The sequence below is a fragment of the Spirulina sp. CCNP1310 genome (genome assembly GCF_034932185.1).
Lineage (GTDB): Bacteria > Cyanobacteriota > Cyanobacteriia > Cyanobacteriales > Spirulinaceae > Spirulina.
Window position 1 is genome coordinate 22098 of record NZ_JAYGHW010000008.1, and the last position, 17229, is coordinate 39326.

Genomic DNA, 17229 nt, shown 5'->3' on the forward strand with positions numbered 1-17229 from the left:
AATTGAGAAGTGGGAAGTGAGGAGTGAGGAGTGAGGAGTGAGAAGTGAGGAGTGAGAAGTGAGGAGTGAGGAGTGAGGAGTGAGGAGTGAGGAGTGAGAAGTGAGGAGTGAGGAGTGAGAAGACTCTATCCTCTTTGCTCTATCCTCTCTCCTCTCCTTGCTCTCAACCTACGGCATAGATTAACGGCATGGCAGCCCAGGCGGCGACGTGGAACTCGTAATGATCGCTGCTATCCCCCTTGGCCAGGGGTTGGCTGGCGGCGTGGAGGTCTTGGAGCAGGGCTTGGGTTAACCGCAGGGGGTTGGCAAGTTCCATAAAGCGATCGCCTTCGCCTTTCGGTTGGGGCTGTTGGGCGAGGTGTTTGCGGGTGGCGGGGAAGGGGGCGCGGCTACAGATGACGTAGAGCCGGTTGAGGCCGGGGGAACCGGCCATGATGCCCGTGAGGCTGGAGGTGGGGGCCGGTAGGGTCAATACCGTTTGTGGTTCAATGACCCAGTGGGAGCGATCGCCCGTCACCGGAGGATAAAGGGCAATGGCCCGGTTGCGACTATCTAACCCCACCACAAGCATATGAATCGGGTCATCCCCCCAATTTTCCACTTGATATTGCACCATCGTTCCCAAGGGTAAAGAGAGCAAACCGGGGGATGTGAGGATGGGGGGGGGTTGGGTCAAGGTTTGGGCGCGGCGGGTGCGATATTGGGCTAATAGCTTCGGCTCCGTCTGGATCTGACTCAGGGAGACCTGAATCGGCAATTGGGAAGATTCCCCATTGCTCAATAACTGCCACCATTTAGCCGCTAACAGCGTTGTGAGGGTAGGCACAAAGCGATTCACCGCTAACTTCACCGCCTCCTCAGAACTGCCGACGGTATTGGGAACCGGCACACCGCCAGCGGAAAATAACTCATAGCCCTGGGCAATTTCCTGCTGTTGGGTCGTGGCAATGGCCACCGGCACAATCGACCCGGTACGACTGAGGAGATAGTCTGTGGCCTGTTCCCCAGCGAGGACGACATTACTGACGCTGCCAATATTGGCTAAAGCACTGGTGGCATCCACCCGCTCGATTCGTTGCAATTGGGGATCAAGGGCAATGGTGAGGCCCAGATTGCGCGGGAAGACCCGGAGCCATTCCTCCACCCCTTGCCCCGGTTGGAGCGGTGTTTGCCCTAGGGCGATGGCCTTGGCGGTCAAACCCGAACGCGATCGCACCTCTAAGACCTGCTCCGTCCCCGTCACCCGAAACTGCGATCGCCCCTGGCTATGGCTCCAAATCCAGGGATTCATCCCCCCCAATTGCAACTGAATTTCATTAGTATTTTCGGCTACCGTCGCAATATAGCCCTCGATGCCCGTGGGTTGGGCGGGGTTGGTGTTGAAAAGGGGGCGATCGCCCTGGACTTTCCCCTTAATATAGGGTTCCTGAGCCGCAGCGGGCGTTAAGGTTTCGCTGAGATGTTCAAGGGTAAACCAGAGAGTCGGGGCGGGGGTATGGGCCCAAAGCCATTGGGTCAAACTATAGGTCAATAGCCCCGCTGTCATCCCCGACCACCGCCCTTCTAAGGCTCCATCTGACCCCAACAGTAGCCCCGGCCATTGCTGCCAATTGAGGGGGAGATTGGCCTTAAATCGGGCCCGTCCGAGGCGTTGGCGCAGTTGATCCACCACCACCAACTCCGCTGGATTGGGGGATGCTGCCGGAGCATCGGGATGGGAGCGCGATCGCCAACTGCCCTGGAGCAACTGCCCAAAACTTTGATAGGCCGTATCCAACACCACTAGGGCCTGGGTTGTGGGGAGCGATCGCAACAGTAGCAACAGCGTTTCCTCTAAAATGCCATTGCCCACCCCCTCAGTAGTCTCAGCAGTCTCAGCGGTTTCACGATCCACAGAAACCAAACGATTGATCAGCATCGGCTGATCCCCAGGGCCATGGACTTGGGCCCCATAGCCGCTGAAATGGAACAGCACCTGATCGCCGGTTTTCGCCTGTTTAATTAAATGCTCAGAAAAAGCCGTCTCAATATTTTCGCGAGTTCCCTGCTGATCCGTCAGCGTGATAATATCCGCCGGGACAAACCCAAAGCGATGGATCAGGAGATCCCGTTGTAATTCCACATCCGTCACGCACCCTTCGAGGGCGGGATGATGGGGGTAATGATTAATCCCCACTAGGAGGGCCAACTTACGAGGGCCCGCAGCGGTTAAAGTTTGTTGATACTCTGTGGCGGAGGCTGCCCAACTGGGGGAAGGGGCGATCGCCCCGGTTCCGGTCGTCAGCAGGGCTAGCCCCACCCGTTGCAAAAAGGTGCGCCGATCCAATCCCATAACCCGTGCTGCTGATGATCTCGAGTGCGTTGCTATCAGCCTAACAGGAAAGGGGGAGGATCTGACGGGGCGATCTGCCCCCATCCTCCCCAGAGGAACTGTGAATGGGAGATTTTAATGCGGGATCTGCATCGCCCGCGCCAACTCCCGCGCCACCTCCGGCCGAGAAAATTCCGGCGGCGGCAATTCGCCACTACGCAACAACGCCCGCACCTTCGTCCCGGATAAATGAACCCGTTCCTCCGGTGTACTGGGACTGGTTTTCGTCGTGGCCATCTGCTGCGTCCGGGTGCAATAGAAGGCGTGCTCAAACTTCATCGGGATAATTCCCAGTTCCGCCGGTTCAAACTCATCAAAAATATGTTGGGCATCATAGGTTCCGTAATAGTCCCCCACCCCGGCATGATCCCGGCCAACGATGAAATGGGTACAACCGTAGTTTTTACGAATTAAGGCGTGGAAAATCGCCTCGCGGGGGCCGGCGTAGCGCATGGCCGAGGGGTTAATGGCCAAAATCACCCGGTCTTGGGGGAAATAATGCTCCATCATGATTTCATAGCAGCGCATCCGCACATCAGCGGGAATGTCATCGCTTTTCGTGGCCCCCACTAAGGGATGTAAAAATAAACCATCGACGGTTTCCAAGGCGCATTTCTGAATGTATTCGTGGGCGCGGTGGATGGGGTTACGGGTTTGGAACCCGACGACGGTGCGCCAGCCCCGTTCTTGGAACAGGGCGCGGGAGGCGGTGGGGTCAATTTGATAGTTGGGAAAGAGGGGATGGGGATCCCGTTCGAGGAGCCAAATCGGGCCGGCCAAGTTGATCGGCCCCTGGTCATAAATCACCTTCACGCCGGGATGTTGTTCTTCATCGGTGCGATAGACGTTGATCGCCTCATGGGTTTTGTTGTAGCGGTATTTCTGGCTCAGTTCCAACACCCCCACAAACCGGCCGGTGGGGTCATCTAACCGTACCCAACTCCCTTCCTTGAGGGGTTCGGCGACGGCTTCAGTGACGGAAAGCGTCACCGGCACAGCCCAAGGCAGGCCATTGGCTAACCGCATATCGGTGACAACGGTTTCATAGTCGGCTTGGTTCATGAAGCCGGTCAAGGGGCTGAATCCCCCGATCGCAATCATCACCAGATCGGAAAACGCCCGTTCATCGAGTTGAACGCGGGGGAGGTGATCCCCTTGGGCCCGGAATTCGTTGCCCTCGGCGGCATTGGCAATCCGGTTGATTAAATGCCCGCCGTGGGCGGGGATTTGGGAGGGGGTGGTCATGGGTTGTTCTGTGGATTTCCAGCCTTTGATCCTAGCAAGCAGCGGTCTGATCTGGATAGTTTTTTAGCGGGAGGATGAGGCGATCGCCCCTAACCCCTCTAAGTCCACCACTGCTAGTTTTTCGCGGATCTCCGCCTGCTCTGTTTCGGAAAAGAGGGTGAAAAATTTCGTAGCGTTGGCGTTTTGAATTTGAGAGGTTACTGCCGGTTCACAGTTTTGATAGCGGTTTTGCATCAGCGGTTTGGCGGTGGTTTTGTAGTCTTCTAACATTGTTAATTCAAAGGGAATGGCTAAAAAGGTACAAAGTTCTTCCATGATTTGGCGAGGATTTTCCACCAAGGCCTCATAGCGAACGAGATGATGATTGGGTTTATGTAAATGTTGGCGAGCGACTTCAATATCTCGTGTCCAGCGTTGAATACATTGCTCAATCGTGCCGTGGTCATGGCCCCATTTAGCGCGATCGCGCCGGGTGGCATCCCAGAGGGAAGCCACCACATCCGCCCCATTGCGGACGAGATGAATCACCTTGACATCGGGAATATCCCGTTCAATCCAATCCAACGCATGGAGATGTTCCGGGGTTTTTTCGAGCCAGAGGGTATGGCCGGATGCAAGGGCGATCGCATCCAATTCCCGCACAAATTGCCGCACCTGCCAACGAATCGGCAAGGGCCATTTTGACCAATGTTTCGCCCTTTCGGGATGGCCCATATCGGTGCAAAACTGGGTAATCCAGGGATAAAACTGCCGAGAAGCGAGGCCCCACTGTAACCGCCGGGGTTCGTGGCTGGGGATGAGATGCTCAAAAAACTTCGATTCCGGAAAGGAAATGATTTGCGAGTGAGCAGCGATTAAACATTGGAGGAGCGTTGTGCCGGAACGACTGCAACCGACGAGAAAAATGCGATTTTGAATCATGGGGTGGGTCATAAAACGTTAGGGAAAGAAGATGATGGCGCAAAATTTCCGGATTGAAAGCCGGTGGTTTTGAGTATTTTAAGGGCTTGTGCCAGAAATTAAACTGGTTAATCCTGGAACACCGGAGACAGAAATACTTTCTGAGAAGAGCAATAGCAACAAGCGTAAACTCGGCAGGGTTAAACCCCTCATTTGTTAGCCCTTTATGGTTACAAAATGAGTGGCTTTCAATGGTAATCACTGCCCCTACAGAACAATTGCCAAGCCATGTTTAACATTTTAAAACCCTTTCAAGCTCAATCCCACGTTTACCGCCATCTTTATGTTTGGCAGGGGACGGCCATTGTCGAGCGGGCGATCGCCCCTACCCAGCGGGGCCGGGTCAAGTTCCAGGGAACCTATTGGTTTGCCCGCTGTTTAGATGGCCAAGTGTTTGCTCCGGGGATGCCGGTGCAGGTGGTGGGGCGGGAGGAATTAACGCTGTTGGTGACGGCAGCGTAGGAGTGAGGAGTGAGGAGTGAGGAGTGAGGAGTGAGGAGTGAGGAAGAGTGAAACCCCTCTTTCCTCTCTTCTTTTTTCTCTCTCCTTTCCCTCTCCTTTCCCTCCCAACAGGGTTTGTTATTTTTTCCTAAAGGTTTTGGGCAATTTTGGCATTTTTGGGGATCCTGGAAAAACTGTTGATTCCAGATTGTGATGATTGAGCATATTGTCTTGTTTCGATGGCAGGAGGGGGCGAGTCCTGAGGCGATCGCCGCTGTCATGGCTGCCCTTCAGGCCATGGAGGGACAGATCCCCGGTATTGTTTCCCTGTCCTGTGGGACGGATTTTTCGGGCCGCTCCCAAGGCTATAGCCATGGCCTCGTGGTGCGGTTTAGCGATCGCGCCGGCCTTGAGGCCTATCAGCCCCATCCTGTCCATCAGGCGATCGTCGTTAACCAGATTAAACCCATCGTCGCGGATGTGCTGGCGATGGATTATGAGTTTCCAGAGCCTTGAGTTTGCGGGGGTGGGGCTGATTTCGTCACAAAAACCTGAGAAATCTTGACATTCGGTTACAATGAAGGAAACCTTGCCCACAGCATCTGTGGGTAAACTCGCTATCATTAAATTATGGCTCCGCCTGACTCCTCCGACTCTCGACTGATCCAAGCCATTCTCGATCCCCTCCTTGATGATTTCTTGTATTGGTTTGGGCGATCGCGTCTCCTGTTGGAAACCCATCATCTGTCTAACCTGACTGCCTCGGAACAAGCCCGCTTGCTCCAACGCATTCACGAAGCAGAAGCAGAAGTCCGCAGCGTGAAAGCCCTCTTAGCCGTGACGGGCGTTGGCATTGCCCCCAGCACCCTCGCCCCCTGGCATCAACTGGTTACAGAATGCTGGCGAATTGGCCACCAATGGCGCGTTTCCCAGTCTCCTTAACTCCTTTTTCCGGTTTGCAACCCACCCACCTGTTCGCCTAGAGGACGCAGCTCATGCCCCAATTACTTTATATTTTGGCCTTTACGATTATTGCTTTTTTTGCGGTTAGCACTTTAATTCGCAGTTTAATCACGCTCAACACGGACTCTCAACGTCGTTCCCGGAACCCCCAAGGCCGGCCCACTCCAAACCGTCGCCCGGTGCGGGTTCCCCACCCGGAACTCTTGGATGATCAGGGGCAACCGATTAATGAACCGTTATTGGTGGTGCGATCGATCAATGTGGATGATGCCCGTGAAAAGTTAGATGCTCTTTATAATGCTTCTCCCGGTGGTAAAGCGGAACAGTCGGACGAAGATTAAGCATTAACTATTGAGGTTCTACCTATCGATGCCCCATCTCCCCTAGAGATGGGGTTTTTAAGTGAGGTGCATCTCACTTTTGCGATCGCTTCAGATAACCTAGCTCAAAAACTCATTTTTTGATTGCACACAGCCTAAGACATTGCTAAAGCTTGTTGGAGTGGGGCAGGGAGTTCAATGGGCATAAAATAGGCGTTAGGATAGAGATAATCTTCGCCTGTTTCATCGATAATGCGAATCATTTGATGGTGATTGGCTTTTGCGTCGGGTAAGACTTGATAGATTTTGCGAACTTCTAGGGAAGTGGCATAGTCTGTATTTTTGATGCAAACCACAAAGTTCATTGTTTTTACTCTCATGGATAAAGTTTCGGAACTTCAAGATCAAACAAAAATCACTTGATTGGCGAAGTCTTCTAATTCGCCAATCTTGGCATAAAACTCTAATTCTTCTATTACATAACCAATCGACACTTTAGGACTTAAAAAGAAAATTCCTGTAAACGCTTCACCTTGATTGACGCAATTTTTAGCTAACACTAGAAAATCATGATCCGTGGTTACAAGAGGACGTTTGAGTTGCACAGAACGACTCAAAATGATTTCATCAATAGCACTACTGTTATTGTCTTGTTGAGCGGTCAAAACCTCAATACCTCTCAGTTGTAAGCCAATTTTAATGGCTCGATGAACTGGAGCATCGAAATAGTAGGAGATTGCCATTTCTTATCCTTGCTGTTGCCGTTTTTGCCGAAGCGTTTGTTTGAAGTCGGCAGTATGATGACCGACTCCCATTGTAATTAAATCAGCTTGCAGGTTCTGGATTGTTTCTTGTTCTTGAGCAATTTGAGCATCAATCTGGGGTTGATAGGTGTAGTAATAACTGAGGGCAGAATAAATAGCAGCCAGGGAAATTTCTGGGTGTTGAAAGTGCAGTTCTTCTGGACTCCAGCCGTGGGCGTGTTTTTCTTGAATCAGTTGGGAAACTGAAACGCGACTATGGGTAATTGTTGCCTGATTTTGAGCATCAATATCTAGGTATTGCCAAGTTACCGGAGTGTCAGTGATAAATGTCATATTGAGGATGGGGTAAGGGTTGATATGATTGGGGCCAACTTTCGAGAAGCTTTTTTCTGTAGCTGGATTAGAATGCACAAAAATGGGCGATTTGCTGGTCATGAATTTCTGTCCTTACGGCTTCAACTTCTGGGGTAATTTCTGCTAAGGAGATTTCATCAATTTTGAAGGCTTGGAGAACATGAGTCAGTTTGGTATCTAGCAATTTTTTGGATAACGCCTCACTGAGTTTTAATTTTTCAGCCTCCACACCTTACTTCTGAGATATTAATGATTGAGAGATTGGATGATTGGAAAAAGGTGCGATCGCGATAATTCTAGATATTATTCTTTAGAAAGTATCCTATTGCTACCTTTCCTAATCCATGGGTTGTAGCTGCATTTGCTGTTGCAGACAAAACAATCCCTACACCTGGAATAAGTTTGAGGCCAACGTCAGTAATACCAGCAATACCCAAAGCACCAACACCTAGAAAGTTTTCAATGGTTTTCTCTGAAAAATCATATCCACCAAGCCAAGCAATATAGCCCACCATAAAAGCTTGTAAACTTCCAACCATTGGAGCCGATATTCCGGGAATAGGGTTACTAGATGCTATTGCTGCAATGGCTGCACAACAGTTTACAATCTGATTTGCTGCATTCAAACGGAACTCTTTCAGATTGGAAATTCTGGCAATTCCCATCTTAGCTTCTTGTCCAGTACAATGAATCATTGCTTCAATCAATTGATCGATATTCCATCTCTCATCTGTATCTGGTATAGGAAATCCGTTTTTAATATCTTCAAACTCTACATAGCTGCATACTGGAATCACATCCACTGGTTTTAAAATTTGATTTTGCTGTAAATGTCCGTACAAATCATCTCTTGCTTCTTTAATATTTTTTCTTTTGCGTGAATCGGGATCATGAAGTCCTTGTGTAGGATTTATTCTATCAGCTTGCGTTAAAACACCTAAAACGGGAACTTTTAAATGATGACAGTTGAATATATGCTTCACAATACGTTCAGCATTTTCTACATTTGCACGAATTCCAGCATTAACAGAATGAGCCGGATGCACGAAGAGAATAACATCAGGATAATTCTTCTTAACTGCATTCAAAATACTCTGAAATGATTGATTCATTGTATTTTCTCCTTGGAAGGCTTCCATTGCTTGAAAACCTTCTGTATCAAGAATCTGAAATAAACTGACTCCGTTGTGATAATAATCTTTCCACTCAGCTGCAACGGGTTGAGGTCTTACTGCACTAACCTTTGTTACATACAAATTGCAAATTGCATTAATCAAGGAAGACTTGCCAGAATTGGTTATACCGATAACCATAATTCGAGGTGGGCGGTATGATTGAATTGCACTACGAAGATTGTTTAAGCTTTCACAAATTTCCGCCTTTTGTGGTATAAAATCCGGTAATTTCTCAATAAACTTGGATATATCTTTAACGATAGATTCCAGACTTTGTAGTGATTGCTCTGAACTTTTCGGTGATTGCTCTGATGTTGACATGGCTCAGTTTTATCTTGATGGGACAAGAGACAAATTGACATACCCTAGAATGCGTATGCTGATCAAAAATACTGACAAAAGGGCTTGTCTTGATGAATAGAAAAGCCCTTTGAAAATCACTGCTTTTAATTAATAAAACGGGCGTAATTGTGATTCATGAATCCATCCACCACCAAAACTGTAAGTGGAAAACCAACCATTTTGAGATTCTGGATAGACAGGAATGACTATCATTTCTGTAACTGTAAAAATCACATTTCCATTGGGCTGATTACGCACATTAGAAGGTGGGTCAAAAACCAACATATATCCTGTATCTTCAGCATCTTGATCACGCCACCGTGCCGAACAAACAATACTTAACATATTGCGAGTGGCTTGTGATTGAGGTTTATGTGTTGACCCGCCAGAATACCATTCTCCTTTGCCACAGTGAGCATCCGCAGCAAAACGAGTTCGACCTAAATAGTAGGTAAATCCAACCCATGCTGAGGCACTATTTCGGCCATTCATTGAAACTGAACTACCATCTAAGATGATAGGCTGACCTGTTGAAGCAGGGCCAAGATTGTACATTTCAGCATTGGAACTTTGAGCAAAAAATGTACACAATGCAACGCTGATACCCAAGACAACTTTTTTCATTGTTCCTCCCATGATACAACAATAGGATACACAAGTTAATTCAAAACATTTTTGAATTAACTTTATTGATATTTCAATCTCACGATAACATAAGCAATTTTTTTGGAGTTCAGATGTTATTGATTTGTTACAAATGCAAGGTTGTATAAATGTAAACAAAGTATTAAGTTAAACAAAGTAGGATGAGTTTTTGTTGATTGATGCTTGAAGATGTATACTTTGCTACAGATCAAGGAAACTTTGATTTCCGAAAGCTTTGAAATTTCGTAACATCAGATTTTTCCCTTCAGACTCAGAAAACCGGTAAGATATTGACTTGACTCTTAACCTGCTATCTCTTTAGAAAGATAATTCTAATCGTAATTCAATCACACACTCAAGGCACAGCCGGAGGAATCGCTTCTAACATTCATCGCATCATTCACTCCCATCGCCCCCACCCCTCAACCTGGCTCAACCATGCTCACCCTCTACGGTATTCCCCACTGCGGCACTTGCAAAAAAGCGATCGCCTGGCTCAATGATCACAACATCCCCCACACATTTATCAACGTCAAAACCGACCCCCCCAACGCCGAATTAATCACCACTTGGGTGGGTCAATTGGGGAACAAACCCCTCCGTAACACCTCCGGCCAGTCCTACCGCGCCCTCGGCCCCGAACGACAGGATTGGAGCGATGCACAATGGATCGCCGCCTTTGCGTCCGATGCCATGCTCCTCAAACGGCCCATCTTCATCAAAGACGGTAACGCCGTCCTCACCGGCTTCCGCAAATCCGAAAGCGACCTCCTCGCCCTCCTCACCTAACTTCCCACTTCCCACTTCCTACTCCCCACCCCTCATCTTGGGTTAAGCTAAAAGATCGGTAATCCCAAATTTATTGACTCAAGCTCATTATGGATGTTACATCGATTGTCCAAACCGTTTGGGCAGCATCGGCTTTATTCTTGATCATTCTCGTCATTCTCCATAGTCCCAAAGGCGATGGCATCGGCGGCATTGGCGGCCAGGCTCAACTCTTTACCAGTGCGAAAACCGCCGAAACCACCCTTAACCGGATCACTTGGCTCCTGAGTGTGATTTTTATGAGCTTGAGTGTGATCCTGGCAGCGGGTTGGCTCGGAACCCCGAACATTGAAGCCGCTCCCTCTGCCCCTTTGATTGAGCAAACAGTTCCCGGTGGGCAATCAATCCCCACGGATTTGCCCGGTACACCGGAATCGATTCCGGCGGAATAGGCTGATGCGGGGGCAATGGTTATGGGGAGGGGCGATCGCCCTTCTCCTTTGGCTCATCCCTGGCCCCGTCATCGGGGCCAACTTACCCCCCTTGCATCCCCATCCCCTCCCTTCCTTGTTTCAGTCCTTCACGACAGCGGAAGGAGAGGACTATTTTGCGGCCCTCGAATCAACCCCCTTGGGGGCGTTGGTGTGGTCAGATTTTCCGATTACCGTTGGCTTTGATCTCGCTGGGGAAAACCCCGATCAGGCTCAGGCTTGGTTAGTGGCGGTGCGTCAAGGTTTAGAGGATTGGCGGCGATATATTCCCCTTGTGGAAACAGCGGATCTGGAAAATGCCGATATTGTTGTGGTGCGATCGCGCCCCCCCCGCCAAATCACCATTGATCGCCAAGCTGGCCGCCTCAACATTCCCGCCGCCCAACATGGCCAAGCCCGTTATCAGGTCTATCTCACCCCCACTGATCCCCCCCGCCTCGCCCATCGCTTCACCGTCTATATCAGCCCCCATCAAGGCCAACGGCAAACCGCTGGCACGGCCCGCCATGAGTTCGGCCATGCTTTGGGGATCTGGGGCCATAGCCCCAACCGCGAAGATGTTCTCTATGAAACCCAAGTGAGCAATCCCCCCCCCATTTCCCAACGGGATCTCAACACATTAAAACGGGTTTACCAACAGCCCACCCGCCTCGGTTGGCCTCTCACCCCCCGCCAGTAATGGCTACGATTCAACCCCTCCCCCCCGATGTTATTCAGATCATTGCCGCTGGTGAAGTGATCGATTCTTTGGCGGCGGTGGTGCGGGAATTGGCAGAAAATGCCCTCGATGCGGGAGGGCAACGGGTGGCGATCGCCCTTTCCCCCACGGCTTGGCGGGTGGAGGTGGCGGACGATGGCCAGGGCATGAATCCCGATAATCTCCGCCATTGCGCCCAACCCCACACGACGAGCAAAATCCACACGACAGCGGATCTGTGGAAAATTACCAGTTTGGGCTTTCGGGGCGAGGCGCTCCATAGTATTGCCCAATTGGCAAATTTAACGATCCGCAGTCGTTGCCAGGGGTTGGGGGGCGGCTGGCAGGCCAGCTATAGCCACAAAGGGGAAGTGCAAAACTTGGAACCTGTGGCCCTGGCCCCTGGTACGGTGATCACCGTTGGCGATCTGTTTGGCAATATTCCAGTACGGCGGCAGGGGTTGCCGTCGGTGGCCCAACAGTTGAAGGAAATTCAAACCCTGATCCACCATTTAGCCCTCTGCCATCCCCGCATTCATTGGAGCGTTGCGGTGGAAGAAAAATCTTGGTTGACGGTGTTGCCGAGGGCAACGGTGCAGGGGATTGTGCCGCAACTGTTGCGGCGCGTGCAGGAGCCGGATCTGGCCTATTGGGCAGAGGATGAAGAAATTGAGTTGCTGTTGGGGTTGCCCGATCGTTGCCATCGTCGCCGCCCCGATTGGCTCAAGGTGGCCATCAATGGCCGGGTGGTGCGATCGCCCGCCCTAGAGCAAACCCTACTGGCTAGTTTGAGCCGCACCCTCCCCCGCGATCGCTATCCCCTCGCTTTCCTTCACCTCCACCTCCCCCCCGAACAAATCGACTGGAACCGTCACCCCGCCAAAAGCGAGGTTTATTTACACCATTTGGATCAATGGCGCGATCGCGTTGCCCAAGGGGTCGATCAAGCCCTCCGCCTTAGCCCCCTGGAATTGCAAACCCAGGGTCAGGATCAACGGTTAGGAACGTTACTCAAAACAGCGGAAACCCAAGGAGCCTATACGTTAGATCGCCGGATTAATCCCTTAACGGCCCAACCCTTGGGGCCGCTCAATTTGCGCGTCGTGGCTCAGGTCAATCAAACCTATATTGTCGCGGAGCATGACCATGGCCTGTGGTTGATTGAGCAACATATTGCCCATGAGCGGGTGTTGTTTGAGCAGTTGCAACAGGCTTGGGAATTGGTGGAGTTGGATCCCCCGATTTTGTTGCCGGGATTGGGCGATCGCGCCATTGCTCAATTGCAACGGTTAGGGATTACCGTTGATGCCTTTGGGGAAAATCTGTGGGCCGTGCGCCAGATTCCTGCGCTTTTGGCAGGGGGCGATGGGTGCGCTATCGCGAATCGCACTGATGCCTTGCTGGAATTGAGCCGGGGGGGAGATTTAGAAACCGCCCAGGTGGCCACCGCCTGCCGCAGCGCGATCCGCAACGGCATCCCCTTGACATTGCCAGAAATGCAAACCCTCGTAGATCAATGGCAACAAACCCGCAACCCCCGCACCTGCCCCCATGGCCGCCCCATTTATCTGCCCCTAGAAGAGGCTAATCTCGCCCGCTTTTTCCGCCGCCATTGGGTGATTGGCAAAAGCCATGGACTCTAATTCAAAGTCCCTCGCCCTTCCTGGGAGAGGGATTTAGGGTGAGGGCAAAAGCCACGGACTGTGAGCATACCCCAGGACTATTTTTAGAATCTGCGGAGGGGCGAAAAATTTTTCGCCCCTACACCACTAAATTTTTCGCCCCTACACCACTTCTCTCGATCCGCTTTCCGCTTCATGATTAACAAATTCCCTAGCGAGAAGATCCCCTCAGGCCGTAGACTAAAAAGATTGTCAATCCAACCCTACCTGTTAAGCTGTGCGCAAAATTTTGATCGCGGGAAACTGGAAAATGTATAAAACTCAGGCAGAAGCGAAAGCGTTTCTCCAGAGCTTTTTACCCCACGTAGAAAACACCGATCCGGCACGGGGGATTATTCTCTGCTCACCCTTTACGGCCCTTGATCCCATGTCCCAAAATCTCCACGGGAGCCGGGTGCGGTTAGGGGCGCAAAATATCCATTGGGAAGAAGTGGGGGCCTATACCGGCGAAGTTTCCGGTGTGATGCTGAAAGAAATTGGGGTGAGTTATGTGATCGTCGGCCACAGTGAGCGGCGACAGTATTTTGGCGAAACCGATGAGACGGTGAATTTGCGTCTCAAGGCGGCGCAGCAGTATGCGATTACGCCGATCCTCTGTGTGGGGGAAACGAAGGCCCAACGGGATGCCGGGGAAACGGAAGCGGTGATCCTCGCTCAACTGAAGGCAGATTTGGTGGGGGTGGATCAAAGCAATTTGGTGATTGCCTATGAGCCGATTTGGGCGATCGGCACGGGGGACACCTGCGAAGCGACGGAGGCCAATCGGGTGATTGGGTTGATTCGTGCTCAGTTGGACAATCCCGATGTGCCAATTCAGTATGGCGGTTCGGTGAAGCCGAGTAATGTGGATGAAATTATGGCCCAGCCCGAAATTGACGGGGCGTTAGTGGGGGGCGCAAGTTTGGAAGCGGGGGATTTTGCCCGGATTGTTAACTACGAATAAAAGATCCCCCCGGCTACGCCGACCCCCTTAAAAAGGGGGTTAAATTTTCCTCGTTACTTGGCTCTGCCAAGTAACGCCCCTCGGAGGCTCTGCCTCCCTTGTTTAACCGGCGGCAGAGCCGCCCAAGGCCCGTGCCACGGCAGAGCCATGGCACGAGAGGATACTATTTATTCACGATTCATCATGACTGATACACGTGGATTAACGCCGTTGATGATGGGCGATCGCCTTTTTGCTTGGGGCGATCGCACCTATATCATGGGCATTCTCAATGTCACCCCCGACAGCTTTAGCGATGGGGGTCAATTCAACGCCCCTGATCAAGCCATGGCCCAAGTGGCGCAGATGGTGGCCGCTGGCGTGGATATTATCGATGTGGGGGGGCAATCGACGCGGCCCGGTGCGGTGGAAATCAGCCTTACAGAGGAACTAGATCGCACGATCCCGATCATCGAGCAGATCCGCGCCCAATATTCCACCCCCATCTCCATCGACACCACCCGCGCCGCTGTTGCTGAGGCAGCGGTAGCAGCGGGGGCGAATTTAATTAACGATATTTCCGGCGGCACATTTGATCCGGAAATGTTCCCCACCGTCGCCCGCCTCGGCGTTCCCTATGTGCTGATGCACATTCGAGGCACACCGGCCACGATGCAAACCCTGACGGATTATCAAGATTTAATCGGCGAAATCACCACTTTTTTTCAAACCCAGATCGATTTAGCTGTACAGGCAGGGGTGGAGCGATCGCACCTCATCCTTGACCCCGGCATTGGTTTCGCCAAAACCGCCCCCCAAAATATTGAACTCCTGCACCGCCTCCGGGAATTCGACTCCCTCCGTTGCCCCCTGCTGATCGGCCCCTCCCGGAAAAGCTTCATCGGCCAGATCCTCAACCAACCCGATCCCCAATTGCGGATTTGGGGGACAGCGGGGGCAGCAGGGGGGGCGATCGCCACCCGTTGCGATATTTTACGTGTCCATGATGTGGGGCCAATGGTGGAGGTGTGCCGCGTTGCCGATCAAATCCTGCGATCAACGCCACAAACTCCGTAATAATGGTATTGACCTCGCGCTCTTTTTTTCCCGTGGGGAATCATGATTATGACTGAGCTACAATCTTCGCTTTGGGCAATTGAAAAACACGATTTTCTGGAACTTCACTACCGCGCCACAAAACAACTGTTTGCGGCTCAAAGTCCCTTCCAACGGGTAGAGGTTTTTGATACAGAAAAATATGGCAAAATTCTCCTCAATGATGGCTATGTCATGCTCACTGAGGCCGATGAATTTATCTACCACGATATGCTCGTCCATGTGCCGTTATTTGTCCATCCCCAACCGAAACGGGTATTAATTATTGGCGGTGGCGATGGCGGCACAGCACGGGAAGTTTTACGCCATCCTGGTGTAGAGCGTTGTGTGATGGTGGAAATTGATCAAATGGTCGTGGATGCCTGCCGGGAACATATTCCCCAAACGGCCAAAATGCTCGATGATCCCCGCCTGGATTTACAGATTGCCGATGGCGTGGAATATGTGGCACAAACCCCAGAAACCTTTGATGTGGTGTTAGTGGATTCCACCGATCCCATCGGGCCAGCAACGCCGTTATTTGGGGTTGATTTTTATCGCAATGTTAACCGCGTCTTAAACAATGATGGCATTGTGGTTTCCCAAGGAGAATCCCCCTTTTACTTTGCCGAAATGCAAAATAAATTGCTGATGGTCTTGCAGGAATGTTTCCCCATTGTACGGCTCTATAATTATTCAAACTTGGGGTATCCAGGAGGGCTATGGTCGTTCACCTTTGCAGCTAAATCCCTCGATCCCATCGCTGATTTTGATCCAGAAAGGGTGACGGCTTCGGGGTTGGAGTTTGAATATTACAATGCGGCTATTCATCAAGCGGCCTTTGCGTTGCCTTCGTTTTTAGCGCGACGGCTGGCGGCATTGCAGGGGTGATCCCCCCCTGCCCCCCCTTAAAAAGGGGGGGTTCAAGAAAACCCCCTTATGAAGGGGGTCGGCGCAGCCGGGGGGATCATACAAACTGCGGCGGGGCGGGATCCCCCCCTGCCCCCCCTTAAAAAGGGGGGGTTCAAAAGTACGCTCCCTTAATAAGGGGGGTTCAAGAGTACGCTCCTTTAAAAAGGGGGTTCAAGAGTACGCTCCTTTAAAAAGGGGGGATTCGCTACAGTAGAGGTTGGGAATCAAAGGAAGCAGGATATGGGTCAGTTAGAACAGTTGCGATCGCTCTTTGCCGAGATGGGTCAGGCCCTCATTGCCTATTCTGGGGGGATTGATAGCACCCTTGTGGCAAAGGTGGCCTATGATGTGCTGGGCGATCGCGCCCTGGCCATTACCGCCGTTTCCCCCTCTCTGTTGCCAGAGGATTTGGAAGATGCCAAGGTGCAAGCGGCAACGATTGGCATTCACCACGAATGCGTCATCACCCATGAATTAAACAACCCCAACTACAGTAGCAATCCCGTCAACCGCTGCTACTTCTGCAAAAGCGAACTCCACGACACCCTCAAACCCCTGGCCCTAGAGCGGGGCTATCCCTACGTTGTCGATGGGGTGAATGGGGATGATTTGCAGGATTATCGCCCTGGGATTCAGGCCGCTAAGGAACGGGGGGCGCGATCGCCCCTGGCGGAATTAGGGATCACCAAAGCCCAAGTCCGCCAACTGAGCCGCGAGTTAGGCCTGCCCTGGTGGGATAAACCCGCCCAACCCTGTCTCAGTTCCCGCTTTCCCTACGGGGAAGAAATCACCGTGGCGAAATTGCAGCGGGTGGGCCGGGCAGAGGTGCATCTACGCCGCTTGGGATGGCAAAATATCCGCGTCCGTTCAGTGGGGGATACGGCCCGCATTGAATTACCGCCAGAGCAGATTAAGGATTTTGTGGCTCAGACGGATTTACCAGCTTTAGTAACAGCCTTTGAAAACCTCGGTTTTCTCTACGTTACCCTCGATCTCGAAGGCTACCACAGTGGCAAGTTAAACCGCGTTTTGAATCAAACCCAATCCTCTTCCCCCTTACCCGTGGGGGCTTCTCGTTAATT

Annotated in this window: 20 protein-coding genes and 1 pseudogene; 12 read left to right on the plus strand and 9 right to left on the minus strand. The window is 51.5% G+C overall.

The genetic code is table 11. The features are described from left to right. Positions 1–163: 163 nt before the first annotated feature. The 3 genes from VB712_RS03925 to VB712_RS03935 form a co-directional block, all read right to left on the minus strand. On the minus strand, positions 164–2332 hold the full coding sequence (locus VB712_RS03925; protein ID WP_323252336.1) for a caspase family protein: 2169 nt from the start codon (positions 2330–2332) through the stop codon (positions 164–166). 114 nt (positions 2333–2446) lie between these two features. Continuing rightward, on the minus strand, positions 2447–3616 hold the full coding sequence (sat, locus tag VB712_RS03930) for a sulfate adenylyltransferase (protein ID WP_323252338.1): 1170 nt from the start codon (positions 3614–3616) through the stop codon (positions 2447–2449). Between the two features lie 63 nt (positions 3617–3679). After that, on the minus strand, positions 3680–4549 hold the full coding sequence (locus tag VB712_RS03935) for a sulfotransferase (RefSeq protein ID WP_323252340.1): 870 nt from the start codon (positions 4547–4549) through the stop codon (positions 3680–3682). Positions 4550–4804: 255 nt separating this feature from the next. Here VB712_RS03935 and VB712_RS03940 point away from each other — a divergent pair, with 255 nt between their 5' ends. The 4 genes from VB712_RS03940 to VB712_RS03955 all read left to right on the plus strand — a co-directional run bounded on the left by VB712_RS03940 (position 4805) and on the right by VB712_RS03955 (position 6321). Then, positions 4805–5038, plus strand: a complete 234-nt coding sequence (locus VB712_RS03940) for an NfeD family protein (protein ID WP_323252342.1) — start codon at positions 4805–4807, stop codon at positions 5036–5038. Between the two features lie 192 nt (positions 5039–5230). Further along, positions 5231–5533 (plus strand): Dabb family protein, encoded by a 303-nt coding sequence (locus VB712_RS03945; protein WP_323252344.1) that lies wholly within the window; start codon positions 5231–5233, stop codon positions 5531–5533. Positions 5534–5647: 114 nt separating this feature from the next. Continuing rightward, entirely contained in the window at positions 5648–5959 is a 312-nt protein-coding gene (locus VB712_RS03950; RefSeq protein ID WP_323252346.1) for a DUF2605 domain-containing protein, read from the plus strand. Positions 5960–6012: 53 nt separating this feature from the next. Next, positions 6013–6321 (plus strand): DUF2973 domain-containing protein, encoded by a 309-nt coding sequence (locus VB712_RS03955; protein ID WP_323252348.1) that lies wholly within the window; start codon positions 6013–6015, stop codon positions 6319–6321. Between the two features lie 134 nt (positions 6322–6455). Here the strand turns inward: VB712_RS03955 and VB712_RS03960 are convergent, their stop codons facing one another. From VB712_RS03960 to VB712_RS03985, 6 genes are all read right to left on the minus strand, one after another. Further along, positions 6456–6665 (minus strand): hypothetical protein, encoded by a 210-nt coding sequence (locus VB712_RS03960; RefSeq protein WP_323252350.1) that lies wholly within the window; start codon positions 6663–6665, stop codon positions 6456–6458. Positions 6666–6704: 39 nt separating this feature from the next. After that, positions 6705–7043 (minus strand): DUF5615 family PIN-like protein, encoded by a 339-nt coding sequence (locus VB712_RS03965; RefSeq protein WP_323252352.1) that lies wholly within the window; start codon positions 7041–7043, stop codon positions 6705–6707. A gap of 3 nt (positions 7044–7046) precedes the next feature. Then, positions 7047–7397 carry a DUF433 domain-containing protein gene (locus tag VB712_RS03970; RefSeq protein WP_323252354.1) on the minus strand — a complete coding sequence of 117 codons (351 nt, stop codon included), beginning with the start codon at positions 7395–7397 and terminating at the stop codon, positions 7047–7049. A 67-nt stretch (positions 7398–7464) separates the two neighbouring features. Beyond that, complete coding sequence (locus VB712_RS03975; RefSeq protein WP_323252356.1) at positions 7465–7647, minus strand: hypothetical protein; 183 nt, start codon at positions 7645–7647, stop codon at positions 7465–7467. Between the two features lie 67 nt (positions 7648–7714). After that, entirely contained in the window at positions 7715–8914 is a 1200-nt protein-coding gene (locus tag VB712_RS03980; RefSeq protein ID WP_323252358.1) for a GTPase, read from the minus strand. A gap of 129 nt (positions 8915–9043) precedes the next feature. Continuing rightward, the gene (locus VB712_RS03985; protein ID WP_323252360.1) at positions 9044–9559 is read right to left on the minus strand and encodes a hypothetical protein; all 516 of its coding nucleotides are present in this window, start codon (positions 9557–9559) and stop codon (positions 9044–9046) included. A 459-nt stretch (positions 9560–10018) separates the two neighbouring features. Here VB712_RS03985 and VB712_RS03990 point away from each other — a divergent pair, with 459 nt between their 5' ends. The 8 genes and pseudogenes from VB712_RS03990 (at position 10019) to larE (ending at position 17227) form a co-directional block, all read left to right on the plus strand. Then, positions 10019–10369: an arsenate reductase family protein gene (locus VB712_RS03990; protein ID WP_323252362.1), complete on the plus strand. Its 351-nt coding sequence runs from the start codon at positions 10019–10021 to the stop codon at positions 10367–10369. A gap of 89 nt (positions 10370–10458) precedes the next feature. Then, positions 10459–10683 (plus strand): annotated as a pseudogene (secG, locus tag VB712_RS03995) (preprotein translocase subunit SecG); the annotation flags it as partial. A 121-nt stretch (positions 10684–10804) separates the two neighbouring features. Then, on the plus strand, positions 10805–11518 hold the full coding sequence (locus VB712_RS04000; RefSeq protein WP_323252365.1) for a peptidase: 714 nt from the start codon (positions 10805–10807) through the stop codon (positions 11516–11518). Then, positions 11518–13179 carry a DNA mismatch repair endonuclease MutL gene (gene mutL / locus VB712_RS04005; RefSeq protein ID WP_323252367.1) on the plus strand — a complete coding sequence of 554 codons (1662 nt, stop codon included), beginning with the start codon at positions 11518–11520 and terminating at the stop codon, positions 13177–13179. The genes VB712_RS04000 and mutL overlap by 1 nt, the downstream gene beginning before the upstream one ends. Before the next feature lie 256 nt (positions 13180–13435). After that, entirely contained in the window at positions 13436–14161 is a 726-nt protein-coding gene (gene tpiA, locus VB712_RS04010; RefSeq protein WP_323252368.1) for a triose-phosphate isomerase, read from the plus strand. Positions 14162–14344: 183 nt separating this feature from the next. Next, positions 14345–15217 carry a dihydropteroate synthase gene (gene folP / locus VB712_RS04015; RefSeq protein ID WP_323252370.1) on the plus strand — a complete coding sequence of 291 codons (873 nt, stop codon included), beginning with the start codon at positions 14345–14347 and terminating at the stop codon, positions 15215–15217. 48 nt (positions 15218–15265) lie between these two features. Next, positions 15266–16126, plus strand: a complete 861-nt coding sequence (gene speE, locus VB712_RS04020) for a polyamine aminopropyltransferase (RefSeq protein ID WP_323252372.1) — start codon at positions 15266–15268, stop codon at positions 16124–16126. 261 nt (positions 16127–16387) lie between these two features. Then, entirely contained in the window at positions 16388–17227 is an 840-nt protein-coding gene (larE, locus tag VB712_RS04025; RefSeq protein WP_323252374.1) for an ATP-dependent sacrificial sulfur transferase LarE, read from the plus strand. Positions 17228–17229 lie beyond the last annotated feature (2 nt).

What these genes read in the sequence shown, in the direction of transcription:
- VB712_RS03925 (WP_323252336.1), bottom strand. Translation starts at nt 2,332, where the DNA reads ATGGGATTGGATCGGCGCACCTTTTTGCAACGGGTGGGGCTAGCCCTG.
- sat (WP_323252338.1), bottom strand. Translation starts at nt 3,616, where the DNA reads ATGACCACCCCCTCCCAAATCCCCGCCCACGGCGGGCATTTAATCAAC.
- VB712_RS03935 (WP_323252340.1), bottom strand. Translation starts at nt 4,549, where the DNA reads ATGACCCACCCCATGATTCAAAATCGCATTTTTCTCGTCGGTTGCAGT.
- VB712_RS03940 (WP_323252342.1), top strand. Translation starts at nt 4,805, where the DNA reads ATGTTTAACATTTTAAAACCCTTTCAAGCTCAATCCCACGTTTACCGC.
- VB712_RS03945 (WP_323252344.1), top strand. Translation starts at nt 5,231, where the DNA reads ATGATTGAGCATATTGTCTTGTTTCGATGGCAGGAGGGGGCGAGTCCT.
- VB712_RS03950 (WP_323252346.1), top strand. Translation starts at nt 5,648, where the DNA reads ATGGCTCCGCCTGACTCCTCCGACTCTCGACTGATCCAAGCCATTCTC.
- VB712_RS03955 (WP_323252348.1), top strand. Translation starts at nt 6,013, where the DNA reads ATGCCCCAATTACTTTATATTTTGGCCTTTACGATTATTGCTTTTTTT.
- VB712_RS03960 (WP_323252350.1), bottom strand. Translation starts at nt 6,665, where the DNA reads ATGAACTTTGTGGTTTGCATCAAAAATACAGACTATGCCACTTCCCTA.
- VB712_RS03965 (WP_323252352.1), bottom strand. Translation starts at nt 7,043, where the DNA reads ATGGCAATCTCCTACTATTTCGATGCTCCAGTTCATCGAGCCATTAAA.
- VB712_RS03970 (WP_323252354.1), bottom strand. Translation starts at nt 7,397, where the DNA reads ATGACATTTATCACTGACACTCCGGTAACTTGGCAATACCTAGATATT.
- VB712_RS03980 (WP_323252358.1), bottom strand. Translation starts at nt 8,914, where the DNA reads ATGTCAACATCAGAGCAATCACCGAAAAGTTCAGAGCAATCACTACAA.
- VB712_RS03985 (WP_323252360.1), bottom strand. Translation starts at nt 9,559, where the DNA reads ATGAAAAAAGTTGTCTTGGGTATCAGCGTTGCATTGTGTACATTTTTT.
- VB712_RS03990 (WP_323252362.1), top strand. Translation starts at nt 10,019, where the DNA reads ATGCTCACCCTCTACGGTATTCCCCACTGCGGCACTTGCAAAAAAGCG.
- VB712_RS04000 (WP_323252365.1), top strand. Translation starts at nt 10,805, where the DNA reads ATGCGGGGGCAATGGTTATGGGGAGGGGCGATCGCCCTTCTCCTTTGG.
- mutL (WP_323252367.1), top strand. Translation starts at nt 11,518, where the DNA reads ATGGCTACGATTCAACCCCTCCCCCCCGATGTTATTCAGATCATTGCC.
- folP (WP_323252370.1), top strand. Translation starts at nt 14,345, where the DNA reads ATGACTGATACACGTGGATTAACGCCGTTGATGATGGGCGATCGCCTT.
- speE (WP_323252372.1), top strand. Translation starts at nt 15,266, where the DNA reads ATGACTGAGCTACAATCTTCGCTTTGGGCAATTGAAAAACACGATTTT.
- larE (WP_323252374.1), top strand. Translation starts at nt 16,388, where the DNA reads ATGGGTCAGTTAGAACAGTTGCGATCGCTCTTTGCCGAGATGGGTCAG.